At 71.0% G+C, this 26,106-nt stretch carries 25 protein-coding genes; 11 read left to right on the top strand and 14 right to left on the bottom strand.

Annotated elements, in window-relative coordinates; genetic code table 11:
- Positions 1–34: 34 nt before the first annotated feature.
- From ACIPTO_RS06960 to ACIPTO_RS06950, 3 genes are all read right to left on the bottom strand, one after another.
- A complete protein-coding gene (locus ACIPTO_RS06960; protein WP_401189974.1) occupies positions 35–166 on the bottom strand; it encodes a hypothetical protein in 132 nt (43 codons plus the stop codon).
- Between the two features lie 141 nt (positions 167–307).
- Positions 308–1,903, bottom strand: coding sequence for a cellulase family glycosylhydrolase (locus ACIPTO_RS06955; RefSeq protein WP_401189972.1), 1,596 nt, complete (start codon positions 1,901–1,903; stop codon positions 308–310).
- A 151-nt stretch (positions 1,904–2,054) separates the two neighbouring features.
- Complete coding sequence (locus tag ACIPTO_RS06950) at positions 2,055–3,044, bottom strand: WD40 repeat domain-containing protein (protein WP_401189971.1); 990 nt, start codon at positions 3,042–3,044, stop codon at positions 2,055–2,057.
- A 78-nt stretch (positions 3,045–3,122) separates the two neighbouring features.
- Here ACIPTO_RS06950 and ACIPTO_RS06945 point away from each other — a divergent pair, with 78 nt between their 5' ends.
- From ACIPTO_RS06945 to ACIPTO_RS06935, 3 genes are all read left to right on the top strand, one after another.
- Positions 3,123–3,899, top strand: a complete 777-nt coding sequence (locus ACIPTO_RS06945) for an SGNH/GDSL hydrolase family protein (RefSeq protein ID WP_401189969.1) — start codon at positions 3,123–3,125, stop codon at positions 3,897–3,899.
- Between the two features lie 114 nt (positions 3,900–4,013).
- Positions 4,014–4,601: a Uma2 family endonuclease gene (locus ACIPTO_RS06940; protein ID WP_401189968.1), complete on the top strand. Its 588-nt coding sequence runs from the start codon at positions 4,014–4,016 to the stop codon at positions 4,599–4,601.
- A gap of 44 nt (positions 4,602–4,645) precedes the next feature.
- Complete coding sequence (locus tag ACIPTO_RS06935; RefSeq protein WP_401189966.1) at positions 4,646–5,638, top strand: aldo/keto reductase; 993 nt, start codon at positions 4,646–4,648, stop codon at positions 5,636–5,638.
- A gap of 142 nt (positions 5,639–5,780) precedes the next feature.
- Here the strand turns inward: ACIPTO_RS06935 and thpR are convergent, their stop codons facing one another.
- From thpR to ACIPTO_RS06920, 3 genes are all read right to left on the bottom strand, one after another.
- A complete protein-coding gene (thpR, locus tag ACIPTO_RS06930; protein WP_401189964.1) occupies positions 5,781–6,353 on the bottom strand; it encodes an RNA 2',3'-cyclic phosphodiesterase in 573 nt (190 codons plus the stop codon).
- A 115-nt stretch (positions 6,354–6,468) separates the two neighbouring features.
- A complete protein-coding gene (locus ACIPTO_RS06925) occupies positions 6,469–7,740 on the bottom strand; it encodes an MFS transporter (protein WP_366317002.1) in 1,272 nt (423 codons plus the stop codon).
- Positions 7,741–7,865: 125 nt separating this feature from the next.
- A complete protein-coding gene (locus ACIPTO_RS06920) occupies positions 7,866–8,303 on the bottom strand; it encodes a MarR family winged helix-turn-helix transcriptional regulator (RefSeq protein ID WP_026150457.1) in 438 nt (145 codons plus the stop codon).
- A gap of 154 nt (positions 8,304–8,457) precedes the next feature.
- On the opposite strand from ACIPTO_RS06920, the gene ACIPTO_RS06915 reads away from it, so the two are divergent.
- Positions 8,458–8,640 carry a hypothetical protein gene (locus ACIPTO_RS06915; protein ID WP_033281377.1) on the top strand — a complete coding sequence of 61 codons (183 nt, stop codon included), beginning with the start codon at positions 8,458–8,460 and terminating at the stop codon, positions 8,638–8,640.
- 18 nt (positions 8,641–8,658) lie between these two features.
- Here the strand turns inward: ACIPTO_RS06915 and ACIPTO_RS06910 are convergent, their stop codons facing one another.
- The gene (locus ACIPTO_RS06910) at positions 8,659–10,053 is read right to left on the bottom strand and encodes an NCS2 family permease (RefSeq protein WP_401189962.1); all 1,395 of its coding nucleotides are present in this window, start codon (positions 10,051–10,053) and stop codon (positions 8,659–8,661) included.
- 133 nt (positions 10,054–10,186) lie between these two features.
- On the opposite strand from ACIPTO_RS06910, the gene ACIPTO_RS06905 reads away from it, so the two are divergent.
- Together ACIPTO_RS06905 and ACIPTO_RS06900 are read left to right on the top strand one after the other, a co-directional pair.
- On the top strand, positions 10,187–10,468 hold the full coding sequence (locus ACIPTO_RS06905) for a DUF2530 domain-containing protein (RefSeq protein WP_366317008.1): 282 nt from the start codon (positions 10,187–10,189) through the stop codon (positions 10,466–10,468).
- 113 nt (positions 10,469–10,581) lie between these two features.
- On the top strand, positions 10,582–12,978 hold the full coding sequence (locus tag ACIPTO_RS06900) for an HAD-IC family P-type ATPase (RefSeq protein WP_401189961.1): 2,397 nt from the start codon (positions 10,582–10,584) through the stop codon (positions 12,976–12,978).
- Positions 12,979–13,346: 368 nt separating this feature from the next.
- Here the strand turns inward: ACIPTO_RS06900 and ACIPTO_RS06895 are convergent, their stop codons facing one another.
- The 4 genes from ACIPTO_RS06895 to ACIPTO_RS06880 all read right to left on the bottom strand — a co-directional run bounded on the left by ACIPTO_RS06895 (position 13,347) and on the right by ACIPTO_RS06880 (position 19,519).
- The gene (locus tag ACIPTO_RS06895) at positions 13,347–14,198 is read right to left on the bottom strand and encodes a hypothetical protein (protein ID WP_401189959.1); all 852 of its coding nucleotides are present in this window, start codon (positions 14,196–14,198) and stop codon (positions 13,347–13,349) included.
- 216 nt (positions 14,199–14,414) lie between these two features.
- Positions 14,415–15,173, bottom strand: coding sequence for a calcium-binding protein (locus ACIPTO_RS06890; protein ID WP_401189958.1), 759 nt, complete (start codon positions 15,171–15,173; stop codon positions 14,415–14,417).
- A gap of 128 nt (positions 15,174–15,301) precedes the next feature.
- Complete coding sequence (locus ACIPTO_RS06885) at positions 15,302–18,457, bottom strand: sacsin N-terminal ATP-binding-like domain-containing protein (protein WP_401189956.1); 3,156 nt, start codon at positions 18,455–18,457, stop codon at positions 15,302–15,304.
- 135 nt (positions 18,458–18,592) lie between these two features.
- Positions 18,593–19,519 (bottom strand): DUF3027 domain-containing protein, encoded by a 927-nt coding sequence (locus ACIPTO_RS06880; protein WP_401189954.1) that lies wholly within the window; start codon positions 19,517–19,519, stop codon positions 18,593–18,595.
- Positions 19,520–20,006: 487 nt separating this feature from the next.
- On the opposite strand from ACIPTO_RS06880, the gene ACIPTO_RS06875 reads away from it, so the two are divergent.
- The 4 genes from ACIPTO_RS06875 to ACIPTO_RS06860 all read left to right on the top strand — a co-directional run bounded on the left by ACIPTO_RS06875 (position 20,007) and on the right by ACIPTO_RS06860 (position 23,492).
- On the top strand, positions 20,007–21,431 hold the full coding sequence (locus ACIPTO_RS06875; protein ID WP_366317020.1) for an MFS transporter: 1,425 nt from the start codon (positions 20,007–20,009) through the stop codon (positions 21,429–21,431).
- Between the two features lie 72 nt (positions 21,432–21,503).
- Positions 21,504–21,968, top strand: coding sequence for a DUF2771 domain-containing protein (locus tag ACIPTO_RS06870; RefSeq protein ID WP_266771202.1), 465 nt, complete (start codon positions 21,504–21,506; stop codon positions 21,966–21,968).
- Entirely contained in the window at positions 21,938–22,648 is a 711-nt protein-coding gene (locus tag ACIPTO_RS06865; RefSeq protein WP_401189952.1) for a futalosine hydrolase, read from the top strand. Before ACIPTO_RS06870 ends, ACIPTO_RS06865 begins: the two co-directional genes overlap by 31 nt.
- The gene (locus tag ACIPTO_RS06860; RefSeq protein WP_401189951.1) at positions 22,632–23,492 is read left to right on the top strand and encodes a 1,4-dihydroxy-6-naphthoate synthase; all 861 of its coding nucleotides are present in this window, start codon (positions 22,632–22,634) and stop codon (positions 23,490–23,492) included. Before ACIPTO_RS06865 ends, ACIPTO_RS06860 begins: the two co-directional genes overlap by 17 nt.
- Before the next feature lie 99 nt (positions 23,493–23,591).
- On the opposite strand, the gene ACIPTO_RS06855 is transcribed toward ACIPTO_RS06860, so the two are convergent.
- Positions 23,592–23,975, bottom strand: a complete 384-nt coding sequence (locus ACIPTO_RS06855; protein ID WP_019072514.1) for a cold-shock protein — start codon at positions 23,973–23,975, stop codon at positions 23,592–23,594.
- A 151-nt stretch (positions 23,976–24,126) separates the two neighbouring features.
- On the opposite strand from ACIPTO_RS06855, the gene ACIPTO_RS06850 reads away from it, so the two are divergent.
- Positions 24,127–24,375 carry a hypothetical protein gene (locus ACIPTO_RS06850; RefSeq protein WP_366317026.1) on the top strand — a complete coding sequence of 83 codons (249 nt, stop codon included), beginning with the start codon at positions 24,127–24,129 and terminating at the stop codon, positions 24,373–24,375.
- Here ACIPTO_RS06850 and ACIPTO_RS06845 read toward each other — a convergent pair.
- Positions 24,354–24,998, bottom strand: coding sequence for a haloacid dehalogenase-like hydrolase (locus tag ACIPTO_RS06845; RefSeq protein WP_366317028.1), 645 nt, complete (start codon positions 24,996–24,998; stop codon positions 24,354–24,356). The two genes, ACIPTO_RS06850 and ACIPTO_RS06845, sit on opposite strands and share 22 nt — an antisense overlap.
- 65 nt (positions 24,999–25,063) lie before the next feature.
- Positions 25,064–26,065 (bottom strand): hypothetical protein, encoded by a 1,002-nt coding sequence (locus ACIPTO_RS06840; protein WP_401189949.1) that lies wholly within the window; start codon positions 26,063–26,065, stop codon positions 25,064–25,066.
- Positions 26,066–26,106: the final 41 nt, after the last annotated feature.

Below are 26,106 nucleotides of genomic sequence, written 5' to 3'. Positions count from 1 at the left end.
TGCGTGCAGAAACGATCCTATTCACCCGTTTTGACTACATGCGGGCGGCGGCGTCAGGGCCGTCGAGCCGGTGCTCGGCGTACCGGTCCTCGGTCACGGCGTGCCGTTCGTCCACCATGGTGAAGTCGTTGCCGATCACCAGCGGGAGCACGGCACCGAACAGCACGACTCCCGAGCCGGACGGTCTCCGGCTCCGACACCACGAGGAGCCTGGGCGCGGAGGGCCGCCTCCCGCACCCAGGCTCCTCGACGGGGCGATGAACGGCGTCCACCCACTGACGACGTGGGCCCAGGACCGCTCAGCCCCTCACGTCGCCGTACAGGTCAGCGCCGGTGCCGCCCCGCCCCCCGGAGCGCCCCCGAAGCCGAAGCTCGCCGAACTCCCCGCCCCCACAGTGCCGTTGTGATCCGCGTTCACCGCGGTGACGCTCGCGCCGGTCTGGGTGTACGTCGCGTTCCACATGTTCGTGATCTGCTGGGAGCCGGGCCAGGTCCACTTCACCTGCCAGGACGTGAGCGCCGACGTACCCGTGTTCGTCACCGTGACGGACGCGTTGAAGCCGGTGCCCCAGTCGCTGGTGGTGGTGTACGCCGCCGTGCACGCGGCCGTGGACCCGCCGCCGCCTCCGTCTCCGCCGCCCGTTCCGGTGCCCGTGCCCGGGAACAACGCCGCCTTGACGCTCGCCAGGTAGCCGTCCTTGACCGTGTCCACCGTCTGCCAGTCGTCCTTCAGGATTCCGCCCGTGTCACCGGAGTTGGGGTTCCACGACCAGAAGGTCCAGGAGAAGCTGTCGGCACCGTACGTCGAGGTCGGGCGGAGGTAACTCACCAGCGCCGCAAGCCACTTCTGGTCCACCGTCGACGCCAGCGTGGTGCCGAACTCGCCCACCCACACGGGTGCGATGTTCTGCTGGAAGAGGTAGCCCCAGTACTTGTCCCACACGCCCGGCATGTTCGCCGGGAAGGACGGGTCGCTGAACCAGGGCTGCTGGGCCACGCTCGTCGCGTAGTCGTGGGCCGAGTACACGACCCGGTCGGGGACGGTGAGCCGGACCGGGTACTGGCCCGCGCCCATCAGGTTGCCGCCCCACCAGCCGGAGACGCCGTTGTACGTCTGCACGCCCTCCACGAAGATCAGCAGGTCCGGGTTGACCGACAGCACCGCGTCGCCCGCCCGCTCCGCCGCGAGCCGCCAGTCCGTCGCGACGTCGCCGCAGCCCCAGCACGCGGGGTCGTGCGGCTCGTTGTGGAGGTCGATGCCGATGACCGTCGACCGGCCCGCGTAACGCGCGGCCAGAGTGCGGAGGTTGGCGATCCACGTCGACTCCGGTACCGCCGCCGTGTACCAGAGCGCCGACTGCGCCGAGGCGTCCGGACGGTGCCGGTCGAGGATGACCTTCAGGCCGTCCTGGCCGGCGTAGGAGATCAGTTTGTCCATGATCTGGAGGGAGTTGAGGCCCTGGAGGTCGGTGTTCTTGCCGTTGGAGAAGTCGATGCTGTTGGGGACCGTGCCGGACTTGAAGATGTCGTCGCTGTAGGGGAGGCGGATGGTGTTGTAGCCCAGCGACCTCATCTGGTCGATCATGCTCTTGTAGTCGCGTGACCAGAGGCCGTGGACCACGTAGTTGGCGGTCTCGAAGCCGAACCAGTTGATCCCGGCGATACGGACCGGCTGACCCGCCGCGTCCAGGATCTGACGGCCGCTCGTGTGCCAGTAGCCGGCGCCGGGCGCGACGGCCGCGGCCGACGTGTCGGCCGTCCCGGCCGCGTGCGCGGTGCTCGCGCCGGCCAGCGGCAGCAGGAGCGCCGCGGCCACCGCCCAGGACAGTGCGCCGCGCAGGCCGCGGAACCGCGGAGGACGGAACGGCGGGTGGGAGAGTGCCGGACGACGGAACAAGGACATGGGGGTACCTCGCTGCTTCCTGTCGGGAGGCGCGGGTCCGGAACGGGTGGGAGCGCTCCCACCGACCCAGCACTGTCCATAGAAGCCACGTAACGTGGACACGTCAAGACAAGGAACACCCGCAAGCGGCACGGGAGTCGAGCCGGACCCGTCAGCTGCGGCGGGTCAGCCGCCGCAGACCGAACAGCGCCCCGCAGACCACCACCACGGCGACGACACCCACCTTCACCTTGTCCCCCGAGCCGCTCTCCCCGCTCGCCGAACTTCCGCCCCCGGAGGGCGACTTCGACGAACCCGAGGTTCCCCCGGGCGCGTCCTCGGCCTGCACCGGGCTGTCGGTGCCCTCGCTGCCGTACATCAGCTTCGTGCCGTCGGCCGAGTAGCTGACGGACTCGCCCTGCCCCTGCAGCGGTACGTCGAGGCGGCCCTCGCGCTTGATCCTTCCGCCGTTCCAGTCGTAGTAGATGCCGCCCAAGTAGCCGCGCACGGCGAGCTGTTCACCGTCGGGGGAGAAAGCGGCGTCGGTGGCCCAGAGGTCGACCGCGGCGATGGGCTTGAAGTAGTTGGTGCCGGAGGCGGAGAGCGTGGCCGGGCCCTCGAAGAGGTGGCCGCCGTCCTCCTTCTTGTCGATGATGTACACGCGGCCGGTCTTGGGGTGCACGACCAGCGACTCGGCGTTGCGGGCGCCGTTCGAGTACTTCACGACGTACTGCGTCGCCCGGATCGTCTGGTCCTTGAGCACCTTCGGCTCGGGCAGCCGGTAGATCCAGACGTGGGGCCAGGTCCCGTCGAGGTTGTCGCCGATGTCGCCGACGTAGATCTCGTTGTGCGGGCCGATGGAGATCGCCTCGACGTCACGGGGCCTGCCGACGCCGCTGAAGGTGACGGTGGCGACCGTCTTGCCGGTGGCGCTGTCGATCGCGTAGAGGTACGGGCCGTCGTCGCTGTCGTTGTGCGTCCAGTAGATGCCGGGGTGGAGGTGCGAGGCGGCGAGACCGCTGGACTCGGTGATCCGGGAGTCGGTGATCGTGAACCCCTTGTCGCCCTTGCCGTCACCGTCGTCGGCGGGTGCTGCTGCTGCGGGGAGGGCGAGCGCGCCGACGAGGAAGCCGGCGCCGAGGAACGCGAGGAAGCGACGCATGCCCCAAGCCTGCCATCGTGGCAGGCCTCACATCCCATCGGCTCCGGTGATCGGCCGTTGATCGTCCATCATGAGCGGATGCTCAGGTTCATGCCCGTAGGCGACTCCATGACGATCGGGAGCGCGGGCGAACACACATGGCGTTACCGGATGTGGCAGCACCTGCGCGCGACCTACGGCGGCCCGTTCGCCGTGGTCGGCCCGCGCGAGACGCTGTACGACAAGGCGACGGACACGCCCACGTCGTACGAGTACGCCGACCCCGACTTCCCGCACTTCCATCTGGCCGGCTGGGGCGAGGGCTGGCTGCACATGGCTCCGCTGATCGGCGAGGCGGTGCGCGCGCACCGAGCGGACGTGCTCCTCGTCTCCCTCGGCCTGATCGACCTGGGCTTCTACACGAACGCGGGCCAGACGGCCGACAACCTGCGCTCCTTCGTGGCGGAGGCCCGCGCCGCGAAGCCCTCCGTCCGCATGGTGTTCCTCCCGGTGATCCCGAACGTCCGCGCCCGCACGGACGTCCCCTTCGCCACCGAGGTCGCGCTCTTCAACGAACTCCAGGCGAAGGCGGTCGCCGACCTCGACGAACGACGCTCACCGCTCCTGCTGGCCTCCCTCCCGGAGTCGTACGACGTGGACCACGACACGTACGACGGGACCCATCCGAACGCGGCCGGGGAGCACAAGATCGCCGGGGCGTTCGCGGCGGCGATGCATCAGGCGTGGGGGGTGGGGGGCGAGTACGGGGACGCGAGCGGGAGCGGCAGCGAGGACGGAGGCTACGGGGGCCCGGCCCGCGACCACGACCGGCACCGGTCGGCCCACTCCTCGTCCAGGCGGTCCGCCCGGCGCTGATGGCCGGTAGGGGATGCCGGTGGATGGCGTGATCACCACGTGTCCCGGTCACCGTGCGTATCGTTGTACCGCGCGGCTGCACTCAGGTGGGGGCAGCCGAGGAGGAGCGCCACGATGCGCGTCCTTGAAGACAGGATCGCGATGGCCCAGAGCGACAACGAGATCACACTCGACGAGCTGTTCGAGCGGATCGAGAAGATGCCCGCCCCCGAGGGATACAAGGTCGAGATCGTCGAGGGGACCGTCTTCATGTCGCCACAGCGGGACACCCATGGGGAGATCATCCTGGATATCGTCGAACAGGTGCGGACCAAGTACCCGCGGAAGCGCGTGAAGTCCGACGTCCGCATCGACTACCCGGGGCACCTCAACGGATTCGCGACCGACGTGACGGCGATGGCCGAGGGGGCCGAGAAGACGGAGAGCGGCCGCTGGCGTCACGAGGACGTCGAGTTCGTCGCCGAGGTCATCTCCAAGGGCACCGCCGCCAACGACTACGGCTTGAAGAAGGCCGCGTACGCGCTCGCCGAGATCCCCGTCCACGTCATCGCCGACCCGTACCAGGGCCGCTGCCACGTCTACACCCGTCCCAAGGGCGACGACTACACGACCGAGACGAAGGTCGCGTTCGGGGACGATCTCGATCTCGGTGACACGGTGGTCGGCCTCGTCCTCAGCACCGCCGAGTTCCCCCGCGACTGACCCCCCTTGCATAGAGCGCACTCCAAGCCGTTGGCTAGTCACTCATGAAGTACACGCAGCTCGGACGCACAGGCCTCAAGGTCAGCCGACTGGTTCTCGGGACGATGAACTTCGGTCCACAGACCGACGAGGCGGACAGTCACGGGATCATGGACGCGGCGCTGGCCGCCGGTATCAACTACTTCGACACCGCCAACGTGTATGGCTGGGGTGAGAACAAGGGCCGCACCGAGGAGATCATCGGCAGCTGGTTCGCCAAGAGCCCCGTCCACCGCGACAAGGTGGTCCTCGCCACCAAGGTCTACGGCAACATGGCCGCCGACGGCGACGCCTGGCCCAACCACGACAAGCTCTCCGCGGTGAACATCCGGCGGGCCGTGGACGCCAGCCTCAAGCGGCTCCAGACGGACTACATCGACGTCTACCAGTTCCACCACATCGACCGCGCCACCCCCTTCGAGGAGATCTGGCAGGCGATCGACACCCTCATCCAGCAGGGCAAGATCCTCTACGTCGGTTCCTCGAACTTCCCCGGGTACAAGATCGCCCAGGCCAACGAGATCGCCGCCCGCCGCGGCGGCACCATCGGTCTCGTCAGCGAGCAGTGCCTCTACAACCTCGCCGAGCGCCGCGCCGAGATGGAGGTCATCCCGGCCGCGCAGGAGTACGGCCTCGGGGTCATCCCCTGGTCCCCGCTCCAGGGCGGACTCCTCGGCGGGGTCATCAAGAAGGAGGTCACGGGCGGGCGCCGGGCGAGCGGCCGGGCCGCCGACACCCTCGCCAACCCGACCTCGCGCGCCCAGATCCAGGCCTACGAGGATCTCCTGGACAAGCACGGCATCGAGCCCGGCGAGGCCGCCCTGGCGTGGCTCCTCACCCGTCCCGGTGTGACGGGCCCGATCGTCGGCCCCCGCACCGCCGAACAGCTCGACAGCGCGCTGCGCGCCGTGGAGCTGGAGCTGAGCGAGGAACTCCTCACGTCGCTGGACGAGATCTTCCCGGGTCCCGGCCCGTCGCCGGAGGCCTTCGCCTGGTAGTCGGGGTCAGGGCAAGCGCCTCTTCTCCAGGGGCGCTTGCCCTCACTTGCCGAGCGCCGCGGCGAGCCCGACGACGACGAACAGCAGCACGAGCACACCGGCCATGATCCGGTTGCGGGTTTTGGGGTCCACGGACCCGAGCCTAACCGGCCGCTCCCAGCTCCCAGCGGCCGACCGCCTCGTAGCGGGGCTGTGCGCCGGGCGTACCGGTCGTCGGCAGGTTGCTGCGCACCAGTGCCAGCTCCCCCACCGTCCACGTCCGCCCGGCGAAGGCGTCGAGCCGCTCGACGTACGGCCGTACGTCCACCGCCTCGCGGCTCCGCGCCACGGTCAGGTGCGCGCGATAACGGCGGTGCTCCCCCATCGCCACGCCGGCCTCCCGCGCCGCCGTCTCGCACCGGTCGGCGAGCAGCCGCAGCGCCACGACGTCCCCGTCGGCCCCGGCCCACAGCGCGCGCCCCCGCCCGAACTCCCCGCCCCCGCGCACCGCCAGCCCGAACGGCCCGGTGGCCCGCGCCGTCCGCTCCAGCCGGGCGGACAGTCCGGGGACGACGTCGTCGTCGACCTCGCCGTAGAAGGCGAGCGTGAAGTGCCAGCCCGGCCGGCTCGTCCAGCGGAGGGCGTCGGCGCCCGGGAGGGTCTGCAACGCGTCGACGGCCGAGCCGAGGTGGGTCAGTACGTCCTCGGGCGGCAGGAGTGCCGCGAAGAGTCTCATGGGGGCAGCTTTCCAGCACCGCTCAGCGCGCGGGCCCGGAACCGACCGGCCTCATGGACTCGGCCGGTCGGTTCCGGGCACGGACGTGGCGGACTGTGTCCTGCCGCCGCGGCGGTCAGGCCACCGTCGCCAGTCGTTCCCGTTCGCGGGGTACGAAGGCGACGCTCGGGTGGCCGCGGTTCCAGCCGACGGACAGGCGCAGGTCGCCCATCCGGGCCAGGACCAGGCCGATCGTGGCGGCAGCGGCGGCGGCGATGACCCCGCCCAGGGCGAAGCTCACCCGGGGGCCGTAGGCGTCGGTGATCCAGCCGACGATGGGGGCGCCCAGCGGCGTGCCGCCCATGAAGACCATCATGAACAGGGCCATGACGCGGCCGCGCATGGCCGGGTCGGTGCCCATCTGGACGGCGGTGTTGGCCGTGACGTTGACCGTCAGGCCGGCGATGCCGATCGGGATCATGAGCAGGGCGAACAGCCAGTACGAGGGGGCCACCGCGGCCACGATCTCCAGCAGGCCGAAGGCCGCCGCCGCCGCGATCAGGACGCGGAGGCGGGTGGTGCCGCGGCGGGCGGCGAGCAGCGCGCCGATCAGGGAGCCGACCGCCATCAGGGTGTTGAAGAGGCTGTACGCCCCGGCGCCCGCGTGGAAGACGTCGTCCGCGTAGGCCGACAGCCACACGGGGAAGTTGAAGCCGAAGGTGCCGATGAAGCCGACGAGGACGATCGGCCAGATCAGGTCCGGGCGCCCGGCCACGTACTGGAGGCCCTCGCGGAGCTGGCCCTTGCCGCGCGGGGCGCGCTTGACGACCGTCAGGTCGCGGCTGCGCATCAGGAGCAGGCCGGCCAGCGGGGCCACGAAGGACAGGCCGTTGAAGAGGAACGCCCAGCCCGTGCCGACGCCGGTGATCATGACGCCCGCGACGGCGGGGCCAACGAGGCGGGCGGACTGGAAGTTCGCCGAGTTCAGGCTGACCGCGTTCTGCAGCTGGTCGGGGCCGACCATCTCGGAGACGAAGGACTGCCGGGCCGGGTTGTCGACGACCGTGGCGAGGCCGACGGCGAAGGCGGCGACGTAGACGTGCCAGACCTGGACGTGGCCGGAGAGGGTGAGGGCGGCCAGTGCGAGGCCGGTGAGGGCCATCGCGGACTGCGTGACGAGCAGCGTGGGCCGCTTGGGCAGCCGGTCGACGAGGACACCGCCGTAGAGCCCGAAGAGCAGCATCGGGAGGAACTGGAGGGCGGTCGTGATGCCTACGGCGGCGGAGGAGCCGGTGAGGCTGAGGACCAGCCAGTCCTGGGCGATGCGCTGCATCCAGGTGCCGGTGTTGGAGACGACCTGGCCGATGAAGAACAGGCGGTAGTTCCGGATCTTCAGCGAGCTGAACATCGAGGACCTGCCGGTGCTTCCGGCGGTATCGGGGGCGGGCGGGGAGTCGGGGGTGGCTGGCGCGGGGGCGGAGTCTGCTCCGGGTCCCGAACTCAAAAAAAGTCGCCTCCTACAGAGAACGTGTATTACAGGTGTGCGAGTTTCTCCAGCACGGGGGCGGCGGCGACGATCTTCGCCCACTCGTCCTCGTCGAGGCCGTCGACCAGGCCAGCCAGGAACGCGTTGCGCTTGCGGCGGCTCTCTTCGAGCATCGCCTCGGCCTGGGGGGTCTTGGTGACGACCTTCTGGCGCCGGTCCTCGGGGTGCGGCTCCAGCTGGACCAGACCCTTCGCTTCGAGCAGCGCCACGATGCGGGTCATCGAGGGCGGCTGCACGTGCTCCTTGCGAGCGAGCTCGCCAGGGGTCGCGCTGCCGCAGGTGGACAGGGTGCCGAGCACCGACATCTCGGTGGGGCTCAGTGACTCGTCGACCCGCTGGTGCTTGAGTCGGCGCGACAACCGCATCACGGCTGACCGCAGGGAGTTCACAGCGGCAGCGTCGTCGCCATGGGTAAGGTCCGGCATGTTCTTTAGCGTAACTCATTACTCTCGCTAAAGACCAATGGCGACACGCCGGGATGCCCGTGACGCTGGACACTGAACCCTTACATCACCCATATGAGTGATACCGACGCGGAACCCCACGCGCCGCCCGGAGGCGCCCCGGACCCTCGTGTCCATGGGGACCAGCGTGCTCAGCCTGCGGATAGACGGGGAGCTGCTCGAACGGCTCCGCGACCACGCCTCGAAAAGGGGAATGAGCGTCCAGGACTATGTGGTCCAGACGCTCATCCGGGACGACTTCGACGAACGGTTCCAGACCGCCGTCGAGGAGACGGAGAAGTTCTACGGCGTCACGTGACGGCCGTGGTGGCGCGGATCAGGTCAGACCCAGCGCCGGCATCAGGTAGTAGAAGCCGAACACCGCCGCGACGACGTACATCGGCACCGGGACCTCCCGGCCCCGGCCCGCCACCAGCCGCAGCACCACGAACGTGATGAAGCCCATGCCGATGCCGTTGGTGATCGAGTAGGTGAACGGCATCATCACCATCGTGATGAAGGCCGGGATCGCGATCGTGTGGTCGGCCCAGTCGATCTCCTTGACGGAGCCCGACAGGATCAGGAAGCCCACCGCGAGCAGGGCGGGGGTGGCCGCCTGGGACGGGACCATCGTGGCGATCGGCGTGAGGAACAGCGCGACGGCGAAGAGCGCGCCGGTGACGACGTTCGCGAAGCCGGTGCGCGCGCCCTCGCCGACGCCCGCCGTGGACTCCACGAAGCAGGTCGTCGCGGACGAGGAGCTGGCGCCGCCCGCCGCGACGGCGATGCCGTCGACGAAGAGGACCTTGTTGATGCCGGGCATGTTGCCCTCGCCGTCGGTCAGCTTGGCCTCGTCGCTGATGCCCATGATCGTGCCCATCGCGTCGAAGAAGCACGACAGCAGGACCGTGAAGACGAAGAGGATGCCGGTCAGCACGCCGACCTTGGAGAAGCCGCCGAACAGGCTGAACTTCCCGATCAGGCCGAAGTCCGGGGTGGCGACCGGGTTCCCGGGCCACTTCGGGGTGGTCAGGCCCCAGGAGGGGATCGTCGCGACCGCGTTCACGATCACCGCGAGGACCGTCATCGTGACGATGGAGATGAGGATCGCGCCGGAGACCTTGCGGACGATCAGCGCGAGGGTGAGCAGCACGCCCAGGACGAAGATGAGGACGGGCCAGCCGTTGAGGTGACCGTCGCCGCCGAGCTGGAGCGGGACGGTGGTCTGGGCGGCGTCCGGGATGCGGGAGATGAACCCGGAGTCCACGAGCCCGATCAGCATGATGAACAGGCCGATACCGATCGAGATGGCCTTGCGCAGTCCGTAGGGCACCGCGTTCATCACGCGCTCGCGCAGCCCGGTGGCGACCAGCAGCATCACGACGAGACCGGCCAGCACGACCATGCCCATCGCGTCCGGCCAGGACATGCGGGGCGCGAGCTGGAGGGCGACGACGGAGTTCACGCCCAGTCCGGCGGCCAGCGCGATCGGCACGTTGCCGATGACGCCCATCAGGAGGGTGGTGAACGCGGCCGTCACGGCCGTCGCGGTGACCAGCTGGCCGTTGTCGAGGTGGTGCCCGTACAGGTCCTTCGCGCTGCCCAGGATGATCGGGTTGAGCACGATGATGTACGCCATCGCGAAGAAGGTGGCGAAGCCGCCGCGGATCTCGCGGGGTAGCGAGCTGCCACGCTCGGAGATCTTGAAGTAACGGTCGAGCGCGGTCGGCATTGGATGTTCCTACGAGCAGAAGTGGACAGACGGAAACCGTTTCAGTATGAACATATGAAGACGTCAGGCGCTATCTCCGCGCGTAGACACCCGGGGATCTCCGCGTGTCGCGGTCGCCTCGTAAGCTGGGGCCATGGCGAAGTGGACACCGACACACGAGGCACCGGAGCCCCTGGAGGGCCCGATCGTCCCGACCATCATCGGCGGCACGATCCTCTGGTTCGTCCTCTTCCTGGTACAGCTCCCCTTCTACGGCTGGTTCGACGACCACGGCCACCTGTGGTGGGTGTGGACCTGCCTGGCCGGGGCCGGACTCGGACTGATCGGCATCTGGTACGTCCGGGGACGCGACGCGGCCCTCAAGCGCATGGCGGCCGAGGCGGCGGCACAGGGCCCCGCTCCTGCTGCGGAGTGATGAGGCCGTTCTCCACCCGGGGCATCAGCCCGCCCCGCCCGCCGTCCTCCCCTGGTCGGATCTTCCGGGCACTCGGCGGGTGAAGCCGTAAAACCGCACGTACCGTCGAATGCATGACGCACACCGACGCGGGCGCCGAACTCGATCCTGTGCACCCCGTGCCCGTCCCGGCGGCGCGGGCACGCGGGCTCTCCACCGCCGAGGTCGCCGAACGGGTGGCGCGCGGGGAGGTCAACGACGTCCCCGTGCGCAGCAGCCGCTCGCTGGCCGAGATCGTCCGCGCGAACGTCTTCACCCGGTTCAACGCGATCATCGGCGTGCTCTGGCTGATCATGCTGTTCGTCGCGCCGGTCCAGGACAGCCTGTTCGGGTACGTGATCATCGCCAACACCGGGATCGGTGTCTTCCAGGAGTGGCGGGCGAAGAAGACCCTCGACTCCCTCGCGGTGATCGGCGAGGCCAAGCCGACGGTACGGCGGGACGGGGCCGCCGTGGAGGTGAGCACCTCCGAGATCGTGCTCGGGGACCTCATCGAGATCGGGCCCGGCGACAAGGTCGTCGTCGACGGGGAGTGCGTCGAGGCCGACGGCCTGGAGATCGACGAGTCGCTGCTCACCGGCGAGGCGGACCCGGTCGTCAAACGGCGCGGGGACGCGGTGATGTCGGGGAGCTTCGTGGTCGCCGGCGGCGGCGCGTTCGAGGCCACGAAAGTGGGGCGCGAGGCGTACGCGGCCCAACTCGCCGAAGAGGCCTCCCGGTTCACGCTCGTCCACTCCGAACTGCGCACCGGTATCTCCACCATCCTCAAGTACGTGACGTGGATGATGATCCCGACCGCGATCGGCCTGGTCATCAGCCAACTCGTGGTCAAGCAGCACGGCTTCAAGGACTCCGTCGCGCGGACCGTCGGCGGGATCGTCCCGATGGTCCCGGAAGGGCTCGTCCTGCTCACCTCGGTCGCCTTCGCGATCGGCGTCATCCGGCTTGGCCGGAAACAGTGCCTGGTGCAGGAGCTGCCGGCCATCGAGGGGCTCGCCCGCGTCGACACGGTCTGCCTCGACAAGACCGGCACGCTCACCGAGGGCGGGATGGACGTCACCGAGCTGCGCCCGCTGGGCGGGGCCGACGAGACGTACGTACGCAAAGTCCTCGGCGCGCTCGGCGAGTCGGACCCGCGGCCGAACGCGTCCTTGCAGGCGATCATCACCGCCTTCCCGGACGACGGGCAGTGGCGGTGCGTGGAGTCGCTGCCGTTCTCGTCGGCGCGGAAGTACAGCGGGGCGTCGTTCGACGAGAGCGACGGGGAGTCGAGCACATGGCTGCTCGGGGCACCGGACGTGCTGCTCGGCGACGACGATCCCGCGCTCGCGGAGACCGGGCGGCTGAACGAGCAGGGGCTGCGGGTGCTGCTGCTGGCGCGGGTCTCGGGAGAACTGGACGATCCCGGGGTGGCGCGGGAGACGTCCGCGACCGCGCTGGTGGTGCTGGAGCAGCGGCTGCGGCCCGACGCGGCGGAGACGCTGGCGTACTTCGCGGACCAGGATGTGCACGCCAAGGTCATCTCCGGGGACAACGCGGTGTCCGTGGGCGCGGTGGCCGGAAAACTCGGGCTCACCGGGAAGGTCGTGGACGCGCGCCGACTCCCCCCGGACCAGGAGGAGATGGCGAAGTCCCTGGACGAGGGCACGGTGTTCGGGCGGGTCACCCCGCAGCAGAAGCGGGACATGGTGGCGGCGTTGCAGTCGCGCGGGCACACCGTCGCGATGACCGGGGACGGGGTGAACGACGTCCTCGCCCTGAAGGACGCCGACATCGGTGTCTCGATGGGGTCCGGGTCCGAGGCGACGCGGGCGGTCGCGCAGATCGTGCTGCTCAACAACAGCTTCGCGACGCTGCCTTCGGTGGTCGCGGAGGGCCGGCGGGTGATCGGGAACATCACCCGGGTGGCCACGCTGTTCCTGGTGAAGACGGTCTACTCGGTGCTGCTGGCGGTGCTGGTGGTGTGCTGGCGGGTCGAATACCCCTTCCTGCCGCGGCACTTGACCTTGCTGTCCACGCTGACGATCGGGGTTCCGGCGTTCTTCCTCGCGCTGGCGCCCAACAAGGAGCGGGCGAAACCCCACTTCGTGCGGCGGGTGATGCGGTACTCGATCCCGGGCGGGGTGATCGCCGGGGCGGCGACGTTCGTGACCTATCTGATCGCCCGTCACCACTACACGGGGAATGGGTCGTTGGGAGCCGAGACCAGTGCGGCGACGCTGACGCTGTTCCTGATCTCGATGTGGGTGCTGGCGATCATCGCGCGGCCGTACACGTGGTGGCGGATCACCCTGGTGGCCTCGATGGGGGCGGCGTTCGTGGTCGTGCTGATCGTGCCGTGGCTCCAGCACTTCTTCGCGTTGAAGCTGGTGGGGGTGACCATGCCGTGGGTCGCCGTGGGGATCTCGGTGGTGGCGGGGGTGGTGCTGGAGGTGGTGTGGAGGCTTGTTGACCGGCGGTCGGAGGGGTGAGGCCGGTCAGGGTGTGAACGGTTCTTCGGCCGCCGGCCGGTGGAGGCCGGTCGCGCGGTTCTCCGCGCCCCTTGGAGGTGGGACTTCGCGGCCTGCTTTCGGGCCGCGCCCGGTGACAGCGATTCTCCGGGCCTCTGTTCTCGGGCCGCGCTCCGCAAAGGCAGTTCGCGGCCGGATCCCGTAAAGGGAGTTCCCGCGTGGCCGTTCTTGGGCCGCCTTGCAAAAGCGCCTCTTCGCACTCCTGCTCTTTGGGCCCGCGTCCTGAAAAGCGGCTGCCCTCAGCCCTGTTATCCGGCCGTGCCCCGTAAAAGCACCTGCCCGCGGCCCCGGTTTCGGGGTGCGGGCAGGTGCTTTCGGAGGCTGTTCTGCTACTTGACGTCGACGAAGTCGCCCGTGGCGTTGATCGGGGCGGTGGTGGTCGTGCCCGCGAAGCTGTAGCGGAAGTAGCCGTCGACCGTGGCCTTGACGGTGGTCTTCAGGCTGCCGTTGGACGTGGTCTTGATGGTCTTGACCGTGGTGTACGTGGTGGAGTTCTTCTTGCGGAACTGGAGCTTCACCGGCTGGGTGGAGTAGCCGGTGTAGTTGTCGGCGTCCCAGTTCGCGCGGGTCAGCTTGCCGGTGACCGTGATGGTCCTGCCCTTCTTGACGGGCTCCGGGGCGGCGTCGACGGTGAGCTTGGCCAGGCGAGTGACCGGGACGCTGCCCTGGTCGCCCTGGATCTTCAGGGCGCCGTCCTTGGTGACGGCGAGGCCGCCCGCCTTCCAGGTGCCGGCGTCGGCGCTGGCCACGTCACCGTCGGACGGGCGGATGTAGATGGTGCCCTTGCAGTTCAGGACGGTCGTCGAGGCGGCGGTGCAGGTGCCCGGGTTGTCGCTGATCAGCTCGTTGGTCGGGGTGGTGACCGAGGAGCCGCGGTAGATGAGCGGGCCGCTGGCGAAGTTGGTGGTGCTGACGTCGAGGCTCGCGGCGTGCGTCACGGTGTAGGTGACCGGGACGGCGACCTTCGCGGTGGCGCCCACGACGACGGCCTTGCCGCTGTTCACCTTGAACTTGGAGAAGGTGACGTCGAGCGTGGTGGTGGCGGTCGCGGGGCCGGCGGCGGTGGCGGCGCCGAAGGCGGCCTTGCCGGACGGGGCGTCGGCGGCCTGCGCGGCCGGTACGGCGAAGGCAGAGAGGACCAGGGCGCCGGAGACGGCGGCCACGGTGGCGCGTATGCGCATGCGTTCCCCAAGTGGAGAAAGGGGGCCCCGACGCGCTGGTCGTTCCGAACGGCTCGTCGTCTGCGCCGGGGCCCAAGTGATCGCGGAGCCTGTTGGCTCACGTGAGGTGATGCGTGACAGGTGGTGAGGGTTGCACGCCGGACGTGTGATTTTGTCCGTTGATTGCGAACGGATGATGGAAGTCGCTCAATACGGACACTTCGCGGCGGGCGGAGGCTACTTCACGTCGATGAAGTCACCCGCGGCGTTGACGGCCGGGGTGGTCGAGGTGCCCGCGAAGCTGTAGCGGAAGTAGCCGTCGACGGTCGCCTTGACGGTGGTGCTCAGGTTTCCCGACGAGTTCGTTCCGACCGTCTTCACCGTGGTGTAGGTGGTGGAGCCCTTCTTGCGGAACTGGAGCTTCACCGACTGGGAGGCGTAGCCCGCGTTCTTGTTGGTCTCCCAGTTCGCGCGGCTCAGCTTGCCGGTGACCGTGATGGTCCTGCCCTTCTTCACGGGCTCCGGGGTGGCGTTGGCCGACAGCTGGGAGGCGCGCTGGACCTTGAAGGAACCGGCCTTCTCCTTCCAGACGTAGTCGCCGTCCTTGGCGTCGACGAACGCGTCGACGTACCAGGTACCGGCGTTGGCGTTGAGCAGGTCGCCGACCCTCGGGTCCACCAGCACCGAGGCGGAGCAGGTGGAGGTGGTGGCGTTGACCTTCACGCAGGTCGGCCTGGCGGTGGAGAAGTAGCCGTAGCCGGGGCCGATCAGCGAGAACTCCTCGGCGCCCGCGATGCCGGAGTTGTCGGTGGCCGTCACGCTGACCTTGACGCTCTTGGTGCTGGAGGCGGAGACGGTCACCGTGTTGTCGCCGTCGACGACCACCTTCGTGATCTTCGTGTTGCCCAGGCTGCTGTCGGCCTGCGCGGCCGGGACCGCGAGGGCCGAGAGCGCGAGGGCGCCGGAGACGGCGACGACGGTGGCACGTATGCGCATTGTTCCCCCATGGAACGTGAACGAGATCGCGGAGCCTGGTGGCTCGGATGATCAGATGCACGAGGAGGAGCGATGGTTGTACACATCGTGGAGATTATCTGGACGAACCGTGAAGATCATCCGGGTGGTCAGTCGAACCAGCGGTCCCGCGCCAGTTCCTCGGTCCTGGACGGATCCTCCAGGAGCGCGGCCACCTCGAAGCGGCGCGGCCACTGGCCCGCGGACCAGGCGAGGCCGGCGGCCACGCCCTCCAGCGTCGAGGCGTGCAGGACGCCGTCCCTCGTCCGGCGCCAGTCGATCTCGGTGCCGTCCACGACGAGTTCGTCGTGCTCGACGTAGGTCGCGGGGGTGAGCGGGCCGAGGAGGACGCGGACGGACTCCGGTACGTCGTGTTCGGTGCCCTCGGAGGTGACCTCGCCGGTGACCGACTCGCTGAGGCGGCGGACCTGGAAGAGTTCGGCCAGTTCGGCGGCGCGGGACGGGCGGACGGGCAGCAGCGGGACGCCGGTGGTGAAGGGGAGCAGGTCCGGGGAGTCGACGACCACCGCGTCCGCCGCGTCCACGACCGTCACCTCGCCGTCGACCACGGCCCGCAGATCGTCCGGCAGGGTCACCTGGTCCGGGTCGAGGTCGGCCAACGCGGTGTACAGGGCGTGCAGTTGGGCGCCGGTGACCGCGCGGTCGGGGTCGGCGAGGCGGTCGAGGAGTTCGGCGGCGCCGCCGGGCTCGTCGAGGAGGGCGGCGACCGACGTGCGGACGCCGAGGGCCCGCAGCACCTGTTCGTCGTCGAAGCCGGTCGCGTCGGCCTCGTCGTAGAGGCCGCGCAGGAGCGGGTCGCCGCCGGCCGCGAGCAGGCCCGCCGGGCGGCGGCCGTCGAGGACCGGGTGGCCGCGCAACCACCAGGCGGTGTACGGGCGTACGACCTCGTGGGTGCCGTCGGGCAGCAGGATGCGGACCTGCTGGGTGATCGCGTCGCGGAACGGGGGCCGGGCGAGCAGGGCGAGGGCCTCGGGCCAGCGGTCGTCGTCGACCAGGTCCAGGTCGCGGACGGCGACCAGTTCGGTGGCGACCGGGGGCACGGGGGTGTCCGGGAAGCGGTCGAGGACGTCCTCCGACCACACGTCGACGGAGTCCAGCAGGCCCGGGTCGTCGGGTTCCGCGAAGTCGCTCTCGCGGGGCTCCAGTTCGTCCGGGTCGAGGACGACGTCGGTGGCGCGGACGAGGGCGAAGGTGGCGAGGACCCCGCAGGCCGCGAGCGGCTGTTCGCCCCAGCGGTCGGCCAACTCGGCCTCGACGAAGGCGAGTTCGTCCTCCCGCATGATCTGCGCGAACGGGCTGCCGGGCAGCACCAGTTCACCGGCGGGGGCGAGTTCGCCGTCCTCGTCGGGCAGCGCGAGGGCGCCGAGCCAGGGTTCGTCACCGGGTTCGAGGCCCGCGTCCCGGACCAGGGCGAGCACGGTGTCCGCCAACTCGTCGCTGTCCGGGGCGACCTCGTCCCACATCGCCCCGCCCTCCTCGTCGAGGGAGGCGGCCACGGCGGCCCGCACCTGCGGGGTCGTGAGGACCGCGCGGGGGGTCGCGGGCAGCGCGCCGAGCTTCTCCAGGAGGGGGTGCGCGGCGTCCGGGTGGGCGACCTTGAGGCCCAGTCGGGCGAGGATCTCGGGCTCCACCTGGGCGGAGTCGGGCGTGGGGAGCAGGACTTGGCGCGGCCCGATCGTCGTCCTGGCTCCCCCGGGGCCGGAAACCCGCGCGGTGCCCCCGGCGAGCGGCACGGGCAGTCCGGTGAGCCGGTCGGGGTCGACGCCCGCGAGGCTGTCGTAGAGCCGCCGCCACCACTCGGGGGCCTTCTCCAGGCCCGCCAGCCGGTCCACGGCGTCGGTGAGGGGGAGCCGGGCGACGCCCAACGTCCGCAGCTCCACGCGTCGTTCGAGCCCGGCGGGCAGGAGGGTGGGGAGCACCTCGGCGAGGACGCGCACGGTGTCGGCGCCCGCGCCCTCGACGACCTCGGCGTCCCGGGGCCGTAGTGCCTCGGGCAACTCCGTGTCGTCGTCGGCGGGTTCGAGGGCGGGCGGGAGGAAGGAGGTGCGCGGCAGGCGCGCCAGGATCGCCTGGCGCAGGGTGCCGTCCAGTTCGCCCTTGCCCAGCGGGCCGGGGACCAGGTCGATGATGCCGGCGGTCACCGGGCGCCAGGCGGCGAGGAGTTCGACGTAGGCGTCCGCCGCGCGCTCCACCACGAAGTCGGTCAGCGGGCCGGGCGCGGCGTGCCGGCGGGTGGTGTCGAGAGGCAGCGAGGCGATCAACAGGGCCGGTACGCCCAGGGGTTCGTCGCTCGGTGTGGGCGCGTGCACGACGGGGCTGGTGCGGGGCCGCGCGGGCGTCCCGTCCTCGTCGACGGGCACGGCCCAGGTGAGGGACCAGTAGGGCCGCAGCCGCTCCTCCACGGGCCGGTCGGCGAGCAGTTCCCCGGCGAGCTCCCCGTGCGCGGAGACCGTACGCCAGCGGGTGCTGCCGTCCCGGCTGTCGTCCACGACGGTGTCGGTGCGATCGGTGCGGCGGGTCAGGGTGCGGGGCTCCTGGTCCCCGATCTCGACCACGACCTCCATGAGGCCGGGGAGCGCGAGGAGAAGGGCGTCGTCCACGGCCCCGAGGAGACGCTCGGCGAGGTCCTCGGCGGCGGTGTCGCGCAGCGGGAGGATGACGACCGTGTCGTAGGAGTCGGGGGCGGTGCCCTCGGCGGCGAACGGGAGGCGCAGCAGCGGGACGTGGCCGTCGCGGCGGCGGATCTCGGTGCCGAGGCCCGGGCTGTGCCGGGCGGTGTCGTCGGCGAGGGTGCGGGCCTCGGCGAGGGACCAGCGGACACCGCCGTGGCGGCCGACGACGGCGGGCTCGTCGGTGACGGCGACGACGGCCGCGAACCCGACGCCGAACCGTCCGACGGCGCTGTCACCGGCGTCGCGCTTCGCGGAGGCGCGCAGGGTGGCGAGGGATTCGACGCCGGCGGCGTCGAGGGGGGCGCCGGTGTTGGCGGCGCACAGGACGCCGTCGCGGAGGGTGAGCCGCAGCCGGCCGGCCACGCCCGCGCGGGCGGCGGCGTCGGCGGCGTTCTGCGCGAGCTCGACGACGAGCCGGTCCCGGTACCCGCCGAGGACGAGGTCCTCCTCGGCGTTGGCGTCCTCCCGGAACCGGGCCGGGCTGGTCGCCCAGGCGTCGAGCACCCCACGCCGCAGACGGGCGGTCCCGAACGGGTCGGCACCCTCGGCAGCGGGCCGCACGAACTTACTCACGTACGTTCACTCTCCTCATCGACGTCGCGATGAAGGTACCGCGCGACACCGCCCGGCCGTCCCGCCCGCCCTGTCGGCGAGCGCCGGTCCCGGGCCCGGCCGGGGAGACCGGGACGCGGTGACGGGCGTGGTCGGCTACGAGTGCCCCAGCTCCGCCCTCTCCTCGTCCGCGCCCGCCGGCACCGACCCCGAGTCCGCCGCGGGCCGCAGCGGGAACGGGTCGACCCTCGTCTCGTCGATCACCGGGGACGGGGGCTGGGGCGGTGTGGGCATGACGGCCGCTTCGGAGTGGCCGCCGCAGCCGTAGGACAGGGACACCACGTGGCCGTCGGCCGGGGAGAACTCGTTGGCGCAGACGCCGAAGGCCTGGCCGAGGGAACCACCGATGGCGACGAGGAAGCCGCAGCTGACGCAGGCCGCCGGGGCCGCCTGGGCCATCGGGGTCTTCGGGCCGAAGCCGTCCTCCCAGCGGTCGGCGGCCACGTGCAGGCCGTAGCGGGAGAGGACGCGGGCGCGGCGGATGCCGAGTTCCTCGGCGACGGCGGCGATCGAGCCGCGGGTCGGTGCCACGGGCAGCGTCGAGGGCGCGCCCGCCGTCACCTCCGCGTCCTCCGCCTCGGCCAGTTCGGCCAGCTCCGCGGAGACCGCCGAGTTCGGCGGGGGCTCGTCCTCGCCGGTGTAACCGGGCTCCAGGCGCAGATCCTCCGCGTCCGTGGGGAGGAGGTCGCCGGGACCCATGTCGCCGGGGCGCAGCCGTTCGCTCCACGGGACCCATTCGGGGGCCAGGAGGGAGTCCGGGCCGGGCAGCAGCACGACCTCGTCGAGCGTCACCAGCTTCGCGCGGGACGCCCTCGCGACCGTCACCGCCCAGCGCCAGCCCCGGTAGCCGAACTCCTTGCACTCGAAGAAGTGCGTGACCACCCGGTCGCCGTCGGATTCGAAGCCGGCGTGCTCGCCGACCACGCCGGGCGCGGCGGCCTCCTCGGCTGCGCCGCGGGCGAGGTCGACGGCCTCGGCGCACAGGCGGTCGGGGGTGCGGCTTCGCGTGGTCGCTGCGCTCACAGGTATCGCTTCTCTCCTACGCCGTCTCACGGGTGCGCCTGTCGCGGCGATGGGAGCGGACGGAGCGGCTGAAAGACATGTACCAGGCCCTTGGGGGCACTGGTGGAGGGCCGCGTCGACGTCCGCACCCGATCGCGCTCGGGCACGCCTACGCCATCCATTCTGCGGGATGGCCGAGAGGCGCGCGGCCGAGAACGATCGCCACGGCGCGCTACGCACGCTACCTTCTCCCGCGCCGTGCGCCCACACCGACGGCCCCGGTACGACGACGAATCCCGCCGGCGACCCGTCTCCGCCGGGCCCGCGATCCGTCTCCGACGCGCCTGCAATCCGTCCCCGGCCGGTCCCCGACCCGCCCCCGATCCGTCCCTCGCATGTCCCCGATCCGTCCCCGATCCGTCCCCGACATCTCCTCAATCGGTCGCCGCACGGCCCCATACGCGCGGTAACCCCGATACTCGCGGCGTTCTCGGGGCACTATGACGGGGTGGCAGCCGCAAGGTCGCCCCAAGGTGCCACCGGGGTCGGTGGCACGAAGGGGAACATCCGAGGTGGCGGTTCGGGCCGGGTGAGCGGTTCCGTCCGCGCGATGGGTCGTGCCCTGCACTTCCCCGTCACCGGTACCGCCCGCGGCATCCGCAAGGCCACCCACGCGCACGGCGCGGGCGAGTCGGGGCTCGGCCGTCTCATCGAACTGCACGCGGTGAACGGCGCCGGTGACGTGATGATCACGGTCGCCCTCGCCTCCACCGTCTTCTTCTCCGTGCCGACCGACGAGGCCCGGGGGCGGGTCGCTCTCTACCTCGCGATCACCATGGCGCCCTTCACCGTCCTCGCCCCGGTGATCGGCCCCCTCCTCGACAAGCTCCCGCACGGCCGCCGCGCCGCGATGGCCGCCGCGATGCTCGCCCGCGCGCTCCTCGCGCTGATCATCTCCGGCGCGGTCGCCAGCGGCAGCCTGGAGCTGTATCCGGCCGCGCTGGGCGCCCTGGTCGCCTCGAAGGCGTACGGCGTCGTCAGAAGCGCCGTGGTGCCCCGGCTGCTGCCACCCCGGATCTCGCTGGTGAAGGCGAACTCCAGGGTCACCCTCGCCGGTCTCCTCGCCACCGGCGTCGCCGCGCCGGTCGCGGGCGGCCTGCACGCCATCGGCGACCCCTGGCCGCTCTACGGCGCCTTCGTGATCTTCGTGGCCGGTACGGTCCTGTGTTTCTTCCTGGACCCCAAGGTCGACTCGGCCAAGGGCGAGGACACGGCGCTGCTCGCGGCGGACGAGGACCATCTGCACGGCCCGCACCCCAAGGAGGTCAAGCGGCCGGGGCTGCGCACGGTCGGCATCGCCGTCACCCACGCGCTGGGCGCCAACGCGGCGCTGCGCTGGCTCTCCGGGTTCCTGACCTTCTTCCTCGCGTTCCTGCTGCGCGAGCACCCGATGACCGGGCAGAGCGCGGCCGTGTCGCTGGGCATAGTCGCGGTCTCGGCGGGCGTGGGCAACGCCCTCGGCACGGCGGTCGGGTCCTGGCTGCGGCAACGGGCCCCGGAACTCATCATCGTGACCGTCGTCGCGCTGGTCCTGGGCGCGGCCGTCACTGCCGCGATCTTCTTCGGCGCGGTCCTCGTGGCCTGCCTCGCGGCCACCGCCGGGTTCTGCCAGGCGCTGGCGAAGCTGTCCCTGGACGCGCTGATCCAGCGGGACGTGCCCGAGCTGGTGCGCACCTCGGCGTTCGCCCGCTCCGAGACGATGCTCCAGATGGCGTGGGTGCTGGGCGGCGCGATCGGCATCGTCATGCCGCTGAACGGCGCCCTCGGCTTCTCCCTCGCCGCCGCCGTCATCGCCCTGGGCTGGCTGACCACCCTGCGCGGGCTGCTCTCCTCGGCCCGGCACGGCGGCAGCGGAAGCCCGCGAGTGGCCTAACCCGCGGCACCCGGCCCGGCACGCCGCACCCCACGTGGGGGGAGGACCGGACGGGCCCGATAACCTTCGCCCATGACCATGCAATCCGCTGTGCGACGCCGCCGCGCCGTCGCTGCCGCCGGCGCCGTTTCCGCCGGACTGCTCGTCCTGTCGGCGTGCGACAAGCCGACGCCGATCTCGACGATCACCGTCGGCAGGAACTCGGTCCACACGGAGGCCACCTGCTACAACGACGGCGACGCGGTGAAGACCGCCGACCTGCCGAAGTGCCTGAAGGCCTCCACGTCGATCTCGGTCGACCCGGACGACACCGTGCGCTTCGGCGTCGACCCGAAGATCGCCGACAACGGCTGGACGATCCTGATGAACGGTCAGCCGCTGACCGACTCCAGCAAGAAGACGTACCGCACGATCCCCGGCAGCGTGTTCTTCAACACCCAGTACGGCGCGACCGGCAACTCGACCGTCGTCTCCATCAAGGAGGGCGACAAGACGGTCAAGGGCCTGTGGTCCTTCAAGTTCAAGAAGGACTCCTGACCACGTCCGCGTCCGCACCGTCCGCCGTACGGATCCTCGTCGCCACCGCCGTCCCCGCCGAACGGGACGCGGTGGCACGGGCGTTCACGGGTGACGGCGGCGTCGATGTCATCGCCGCCGGGGTGGGTCCGGCCGCTGCCGCCGCCGCGACGGCCACCGCCCTCGCCACCACCCGCTACACCCTGGTCGTCTCCGCCGGGATCGCGGGCGGTTTCCAGCCCGAGGCGCCCGTCGGCTCGCTCGTGATCGCCGACGAGATCACCGTCGCCGACCTGGGCGCCGAGACCCCGGACGGGTTCCTCCCGGTCACCGACCTCGGCTTCGGCACCGTCACCCACCGTCCGCCGCACGCACTCGTACGGGAGCTCGCGGCCGCGACCGGCGCCCGCACCGGAGCGGTACTCACCGTCTCCACGGTGACGGGTACGGCCGCCCGTGCCGCGGAACTCCGCGCCCGCCACCCCGGTGCCCTCGCCGAGGCGATGGAGGGCTTCGGCGTGGCCGAGGCGGCCGCCGCCCACGGCGTCCCCGTCCTGGAACTGCGCGCGGTCTCCAACCCCGTCGGCCCGCGCGACCGCGCCGCCTGGCGGATCGGTGACGCGCTCGCGGCACTGACGGCGGGGTTCGGGAAGTCCGCGACCGTACTGGAGAGTTGGAACTGGCATGACCTCAGCCGCTGAATCCACCGAGCCCCTGCAGATCGCCTTCTCGCCCTGCCCGAACGACACCTTCGTCTTCGACGCCTGGGCGCACGGCCGGGTGCCGGGCGCGCCCGGCCTCGACGTGACCTTCGCCGACATCGACATCACCAACGGCATGGCCGAGCGCGGTGAGCTGGACGCGCTGAAGGTGTCGTACGCCGTGCTGCCGTACGTGCTCGACACGTACGCGCTGCTGCCGTGCGGGGGCGCGCTGGGGCGCGGGTGCGGGCCGCTGGTGCTCACGCGGGGGCCCGGGGACCTGACGGGCCGGACCGTCGCCGTGCCCAGTGAGCGGTCGACCGCGTATCTGCTGTTCCGGCTCTGGGCCGCGGACACGGTTCCCGGCGGGGTCGGGGAGATCGTGGTCATGCCGTTCCACGAGATCATGCCGGCCGTGCGGGACGGGAAGGTCGACGCGGGACTCGTCATCCACGAGGCCCGCTTCACGTACCAGAACTACGGGCTGCACAAGCTCGCGGACATGGGCGAGCACTGGGAGGAGACCACCGGACTGCCCATCCCGCTCGGGGCGATCATCGCCAAACGGTCGCTGGGCGCCGCGCGGTTGAACCTGCTGGCCGACTCGATCCGGGAGTCCGTCCGGGCCGCCTGGGCCGACCCCGAGGCCTCCCGGCCGTATGTCATGGAGCATGCCCAGGAGATGGATCCGGGCGTCGCCGACCAGCACATCGGGCTCTACGTGAACGAGTTCACCGCAGATCTCGGGGACGACGGATATGCCGCGATCCGGGGGCTGTTGACGCGGGCGGCGGCGGAGGGCCTGGTGCCCGCCCTCGCGCCGGACGCGCTCGCGTTCCCCTGAGCCGCGCCGACCGGGAACCCCCGACACGGCAACGGGCCGAGAGGCTGATGTCGCCCCTCGGCCCGCACGCGCCCGGAATGGTCCGGATCTCCGGGATGTCTACACGTCCAACTGGTCCGCCACCGCGCGCAACAGCCCCGCGATCTTCCCGCCGGAGGCCTTGTCGGGGTAGCGGCCCTTCTCCAGCATCGGGGTGATGTTCTCCAGGAGGGTCGTCAAGTCCTGGACGATGGAGGCCAGTTCGTCCGGCTTCTTGCGCTGGGCCGCCGCCACCGACGGGGTCGGGTCGAGCAGGGTCACCGAGAGGGCCTGGTCGCCGCGCTGACCGGCGACGACCCCGAACTCCACGCGCTGTCCGGGCTTCAGGGCATCAACTCCGGCGGGCAGAACCGAGGAATGGACGAAGACGTCACCGCCGTCGTCACGGGAGAGAAAGCCGAAGCCCTTCTCGCTGTTGAACCACTTGACCTTGCCGGTAGGCACGTCTGTCCTCGTCCTCGTACTCGTCGGAAAACTGCTTCGGATAGCAGACCGGCGGGTCGTCGGGACCCGCCGGTACCAAGGCTAATGGTCTTCAGGCCGGTGACAAGACGTCGCCGGGTTGTTCCTTTGCGCAGGGAACTACCCTGGTCCAGTGCGCGACAAAACCCAAACGAATTCCGCCGCGGCCGGTGACCGACTCATCCGTGCCGGTGCCATCGTCTTTTTCCTCGGCGCGGTGGCCACACTCGTCACCGTGGTACCGCTGCTGCTCCACACGACGCCTTTTCCGACGTACATGTACCTCTTGAGCATGCTCATGGGCGTCGGATTCCTGCTGGCCGCCGCCGGTGTGCTGCAGTCGGTCGCCGCGGGCCGCCGTCAGGCGCGCGCCGGAAGGTAGTCCGAAAGCCATCGCGGGAACTCGGTGAGATCGCCGAGCACCACGTCCGCGCCGGCCGCCCGCAGTTCGTCCGCGTCGCACGGTCCGGTCGCCACCGCGACCGCGAGGGCCCCGGCGGTACGGGCGCCGCGCACGTCGCCGACATGGTCGCCGACGTAGACGCTCGCGCCCTCCGCGCGCAGCGCCTCCGCCTTCTGCTCGGCCCACAGGTTGCCGATCACCGCGTCGGCGTCGATACCGAGGTGGGCCAGGTGCAGCTTCGCGTTCGGCTCGTACTTCGCGGTGACGACGACCGCCCGGCCGCCCGCCGCCCGCACGGCCGCGATGGCCTCCTGGGCGCCGGCCATCGCGGGGGTCGCGGCGATGGCGATCGACGGGTACATCTCGCGGTACAGATCGGCGACGGCGGGCAGGTCGTCCGCCGGGAACCAGTTGATCAACTCGTCCGCGAGCGGCGGCCCGAGCCGGGTGACCGCCAGGTCGGCGTCGATGTACGTCCCCGTCCGCTCCGCCAGCGCCGCATAGCAGGCGCGAATGCCGGGCCGGGAGTCGATGAGGGTCATGTCGAGGTCGAAACCGACGGTCGGGGCGGGCGGGACGGAGTTCTGGGCACGCGAGGTCATATGGGCCATTGTGCCCAGTCGCCACGACGATCCCACCGGGCCCCCGACGGCGCCGACAGCCGCGGTCACGGCCGCCGCTGCGACCGCCACACCAGGAACAGCGCCGACGCCACCGCCGCCCCCCGCACCACCCACGGCCAGGTCTCGGAGATCGCGTCGTTCATGTGTCCCTGGGCGATGGGCGTGCCCCAGCGGCCGTCGTTGCGGCCCCACAGCCAGACGATCCCGGCCGCGACGGCCGCCGCCGGCAGACCGATCACCGCCGCCTTGGTCTCGGCGTCGGACAGCCGCCGGGACGCGTACGCGATGAGCCAACCGAGCAGCAGGGCGAACCAGTTGCCCAGTACCGCGCCGACGACGAGCAGCGCGGCGGCGATCAGGAGCAGCGGGTTGGACCAGCGTCCGACCGGGAGCCGCGGGACCATGCGGCGTCGCCCGGCCGGGGTCTGCGGCACCTGCTCGATCACCGGTGCCACCACCGTCTCCGGTGCCTTCGGGGCTTCCTTGGCCGGCTCCTTCGGGGTGTCCTTCGGCGGCGGGGGCTTGAGGAGTTCGGGGATCTCGACCCCGCCGGTGAAGCCGGGCACGCTGTCGCCGAGCGCGAACCCGTTGCCGTTCTCCATCCGCCACCAGTCCGGATGCAGGACGCTCGCGCCCAGCTCGGACGCGCTCGCGAGATGCGGCGCGGAGGGACCGTCGTCGGGCTCCGGCGCGGGCGCGGACTTGGTGAGGCGGGTGCGCGGCAGCGGTACGACCCGGCGCAGCCCCTTCGGCCGCAGATCGTCCTCGTGGTCGCGCTGCACGGGCACGGCGGGCGTCGGTGCCTGGGGGACGCCGGTGCCGGTGCCGGCCGCGGCGACGATCTCGTCCGGGGTGCCGAGGCCCTTCAGGATGCGCTGGACGGCGGCCGGTGTGTCGACGGTGGACCCCGCCCGCCGCCGGTCGATCTCGTTGCGCAACTGGGAGACGAGCCGCATGCGCGTGCCCGAGGGCAGCTGCCGTTGCTGCGCCACGTCACCGACGCGGCTCAGATACTCGTAGACGACCTGGTCGCTCTCGATACCCACGAAGTCCCCTCCGGGGCGGGTGCGTTGGATACCCCGCCGGA

Origin of the sequence: Streptomyces sp. NPDC090083 (assembly GCF_044747445.1) — a bacterium.
In the GTDB taxonomy this organism is placed as follows: Bacteria; Actinomycetota; Actinomycetes; order Streptomycetales; family Streptomycetaceae; genus Streptomyces.
The sequence above is the reverse complement of the archived record's forward strand: the minus strand, read 5'-3'. Positions and strand labels throughout refer to the sequence as shown.

Coding starts and splice junctions, on each gene's coding strand:
- ACIPTO_RS06955 (WP_401189972.1), bottom strand. CDS start 1,903: ATGTCCTTGTTCCGTCGTCCGGCACTCTCCCACCCGCCGTTCCGTCCT.
- ACIPTO_RS06950 (WP_401189971.1), bottom strand. CDS start 3,044: ATGCGTCGCTTCCTCGCGTTCCTCGGCGCCGGCTTCCTCGTCGGCGCG.
- ACIPTO_RS06945 (WP_401189969.1), top strand. CDS start 3,123: ATGCTCAGGTTCATGCCCGTAGGCGACTCCATGACGATCGGGAGCGCG.
- ACIPTO_RS06940 (WP_401189968.1), top strand. CDS start 4,014: ATGCGCGTCCTTGAAGACAGGATCGCGATGGCCCAGAGCGACAACGAG.
- ACIPTO_RS06935 (WP_401189966.1), top strand. CDS start 4,646: ATGAAGTACACGCAGCTCGGACGCACAGGCCTCAAGGTCAGCCGACTG.
- thpR (WP_401189964.1), bottom strand. CDS start 6,353: ATGAGACTCTTCGCGGCACTCCTGCCGCCCGAGGACGTACTGACCCAC.
- ACIPTO_RS06925 (WP_366317002.1), bottom strand. CDS start 7,740: ATGTTCAGCTCGCTGAAGATCCGGAACTACCGCCTGTTCTTCATCGGC.
- ACIPTO_RS06920 (WP_026150457.1), bottom strand. CDS start 8,303: ATGCCGGACCTTACCCATGGCGACGACGCTGCCGCTGTGAACTCCCTG.
- ACIPTO_RS06915 (WP_033281377.1), top strand. CDS start 8,458: ATGGGGACCAGCGTGCTCAGCCTGCGGATAGACGGGGAGCTGCTCGAA.
- ACIPTO_RS06910 (WP_401189962.1), bottom strand. CDS start 10,053: ATGCCGACCGCGCTCGACCGTTACTTCAAGATCTCCGAGCGTGGCAGC.
- ACIPTO_RS06905 (WP_366317008.1), top strand. CDS start 10,187: ATGGCGAAGTGGACACCGACACACGAGGCACCGGAGCCCCTGGAGGGC.
- ACIPTO_RS06900 (WP_401189961.1), top strand. CDS start 10,582: ATGACGCACACCGACGCGGGCGCCGAACTCGATCCTGTGCACCCCGTG.
- ACIPTO_RS06895 (WP_401189959.1), bottom strand. CDS start 14,198: ATGCGCATACGCGCCACCGTGGCCGCCGTCTCCGGCGCCCTGGTCCTC.
- ACIPTO_RS06890 (WP_401189958.1), bottom strand. CDS start 15,173: ATGCGCATACGTGCCACCGTCGTCGCCGTCTCCGGCGCCCTCGCGCTC.
- ACIPTO_RS06870 (WP_266771202.1), top strand. CDS start 21,504: ATGACCATGCAATCCGCTGTGCGACGCCGCCGCGCCGTCGCTGCCGCC.
- ACIPTO_RS06860 (WP_401189951.1), top strand. CDS start 22,632: ATGACCTCAGCCGCTGAATCCACCGAGCCCCTGCAGATCGCCTTCTCG.
- ACIPTO_RS06845 (WP_366317028.1), bottom strand. CDS start 24,998: ATGACCTCGCGTGCCCAGAACTCCGTCCCGCCCGCCCCGACCGTCGGT.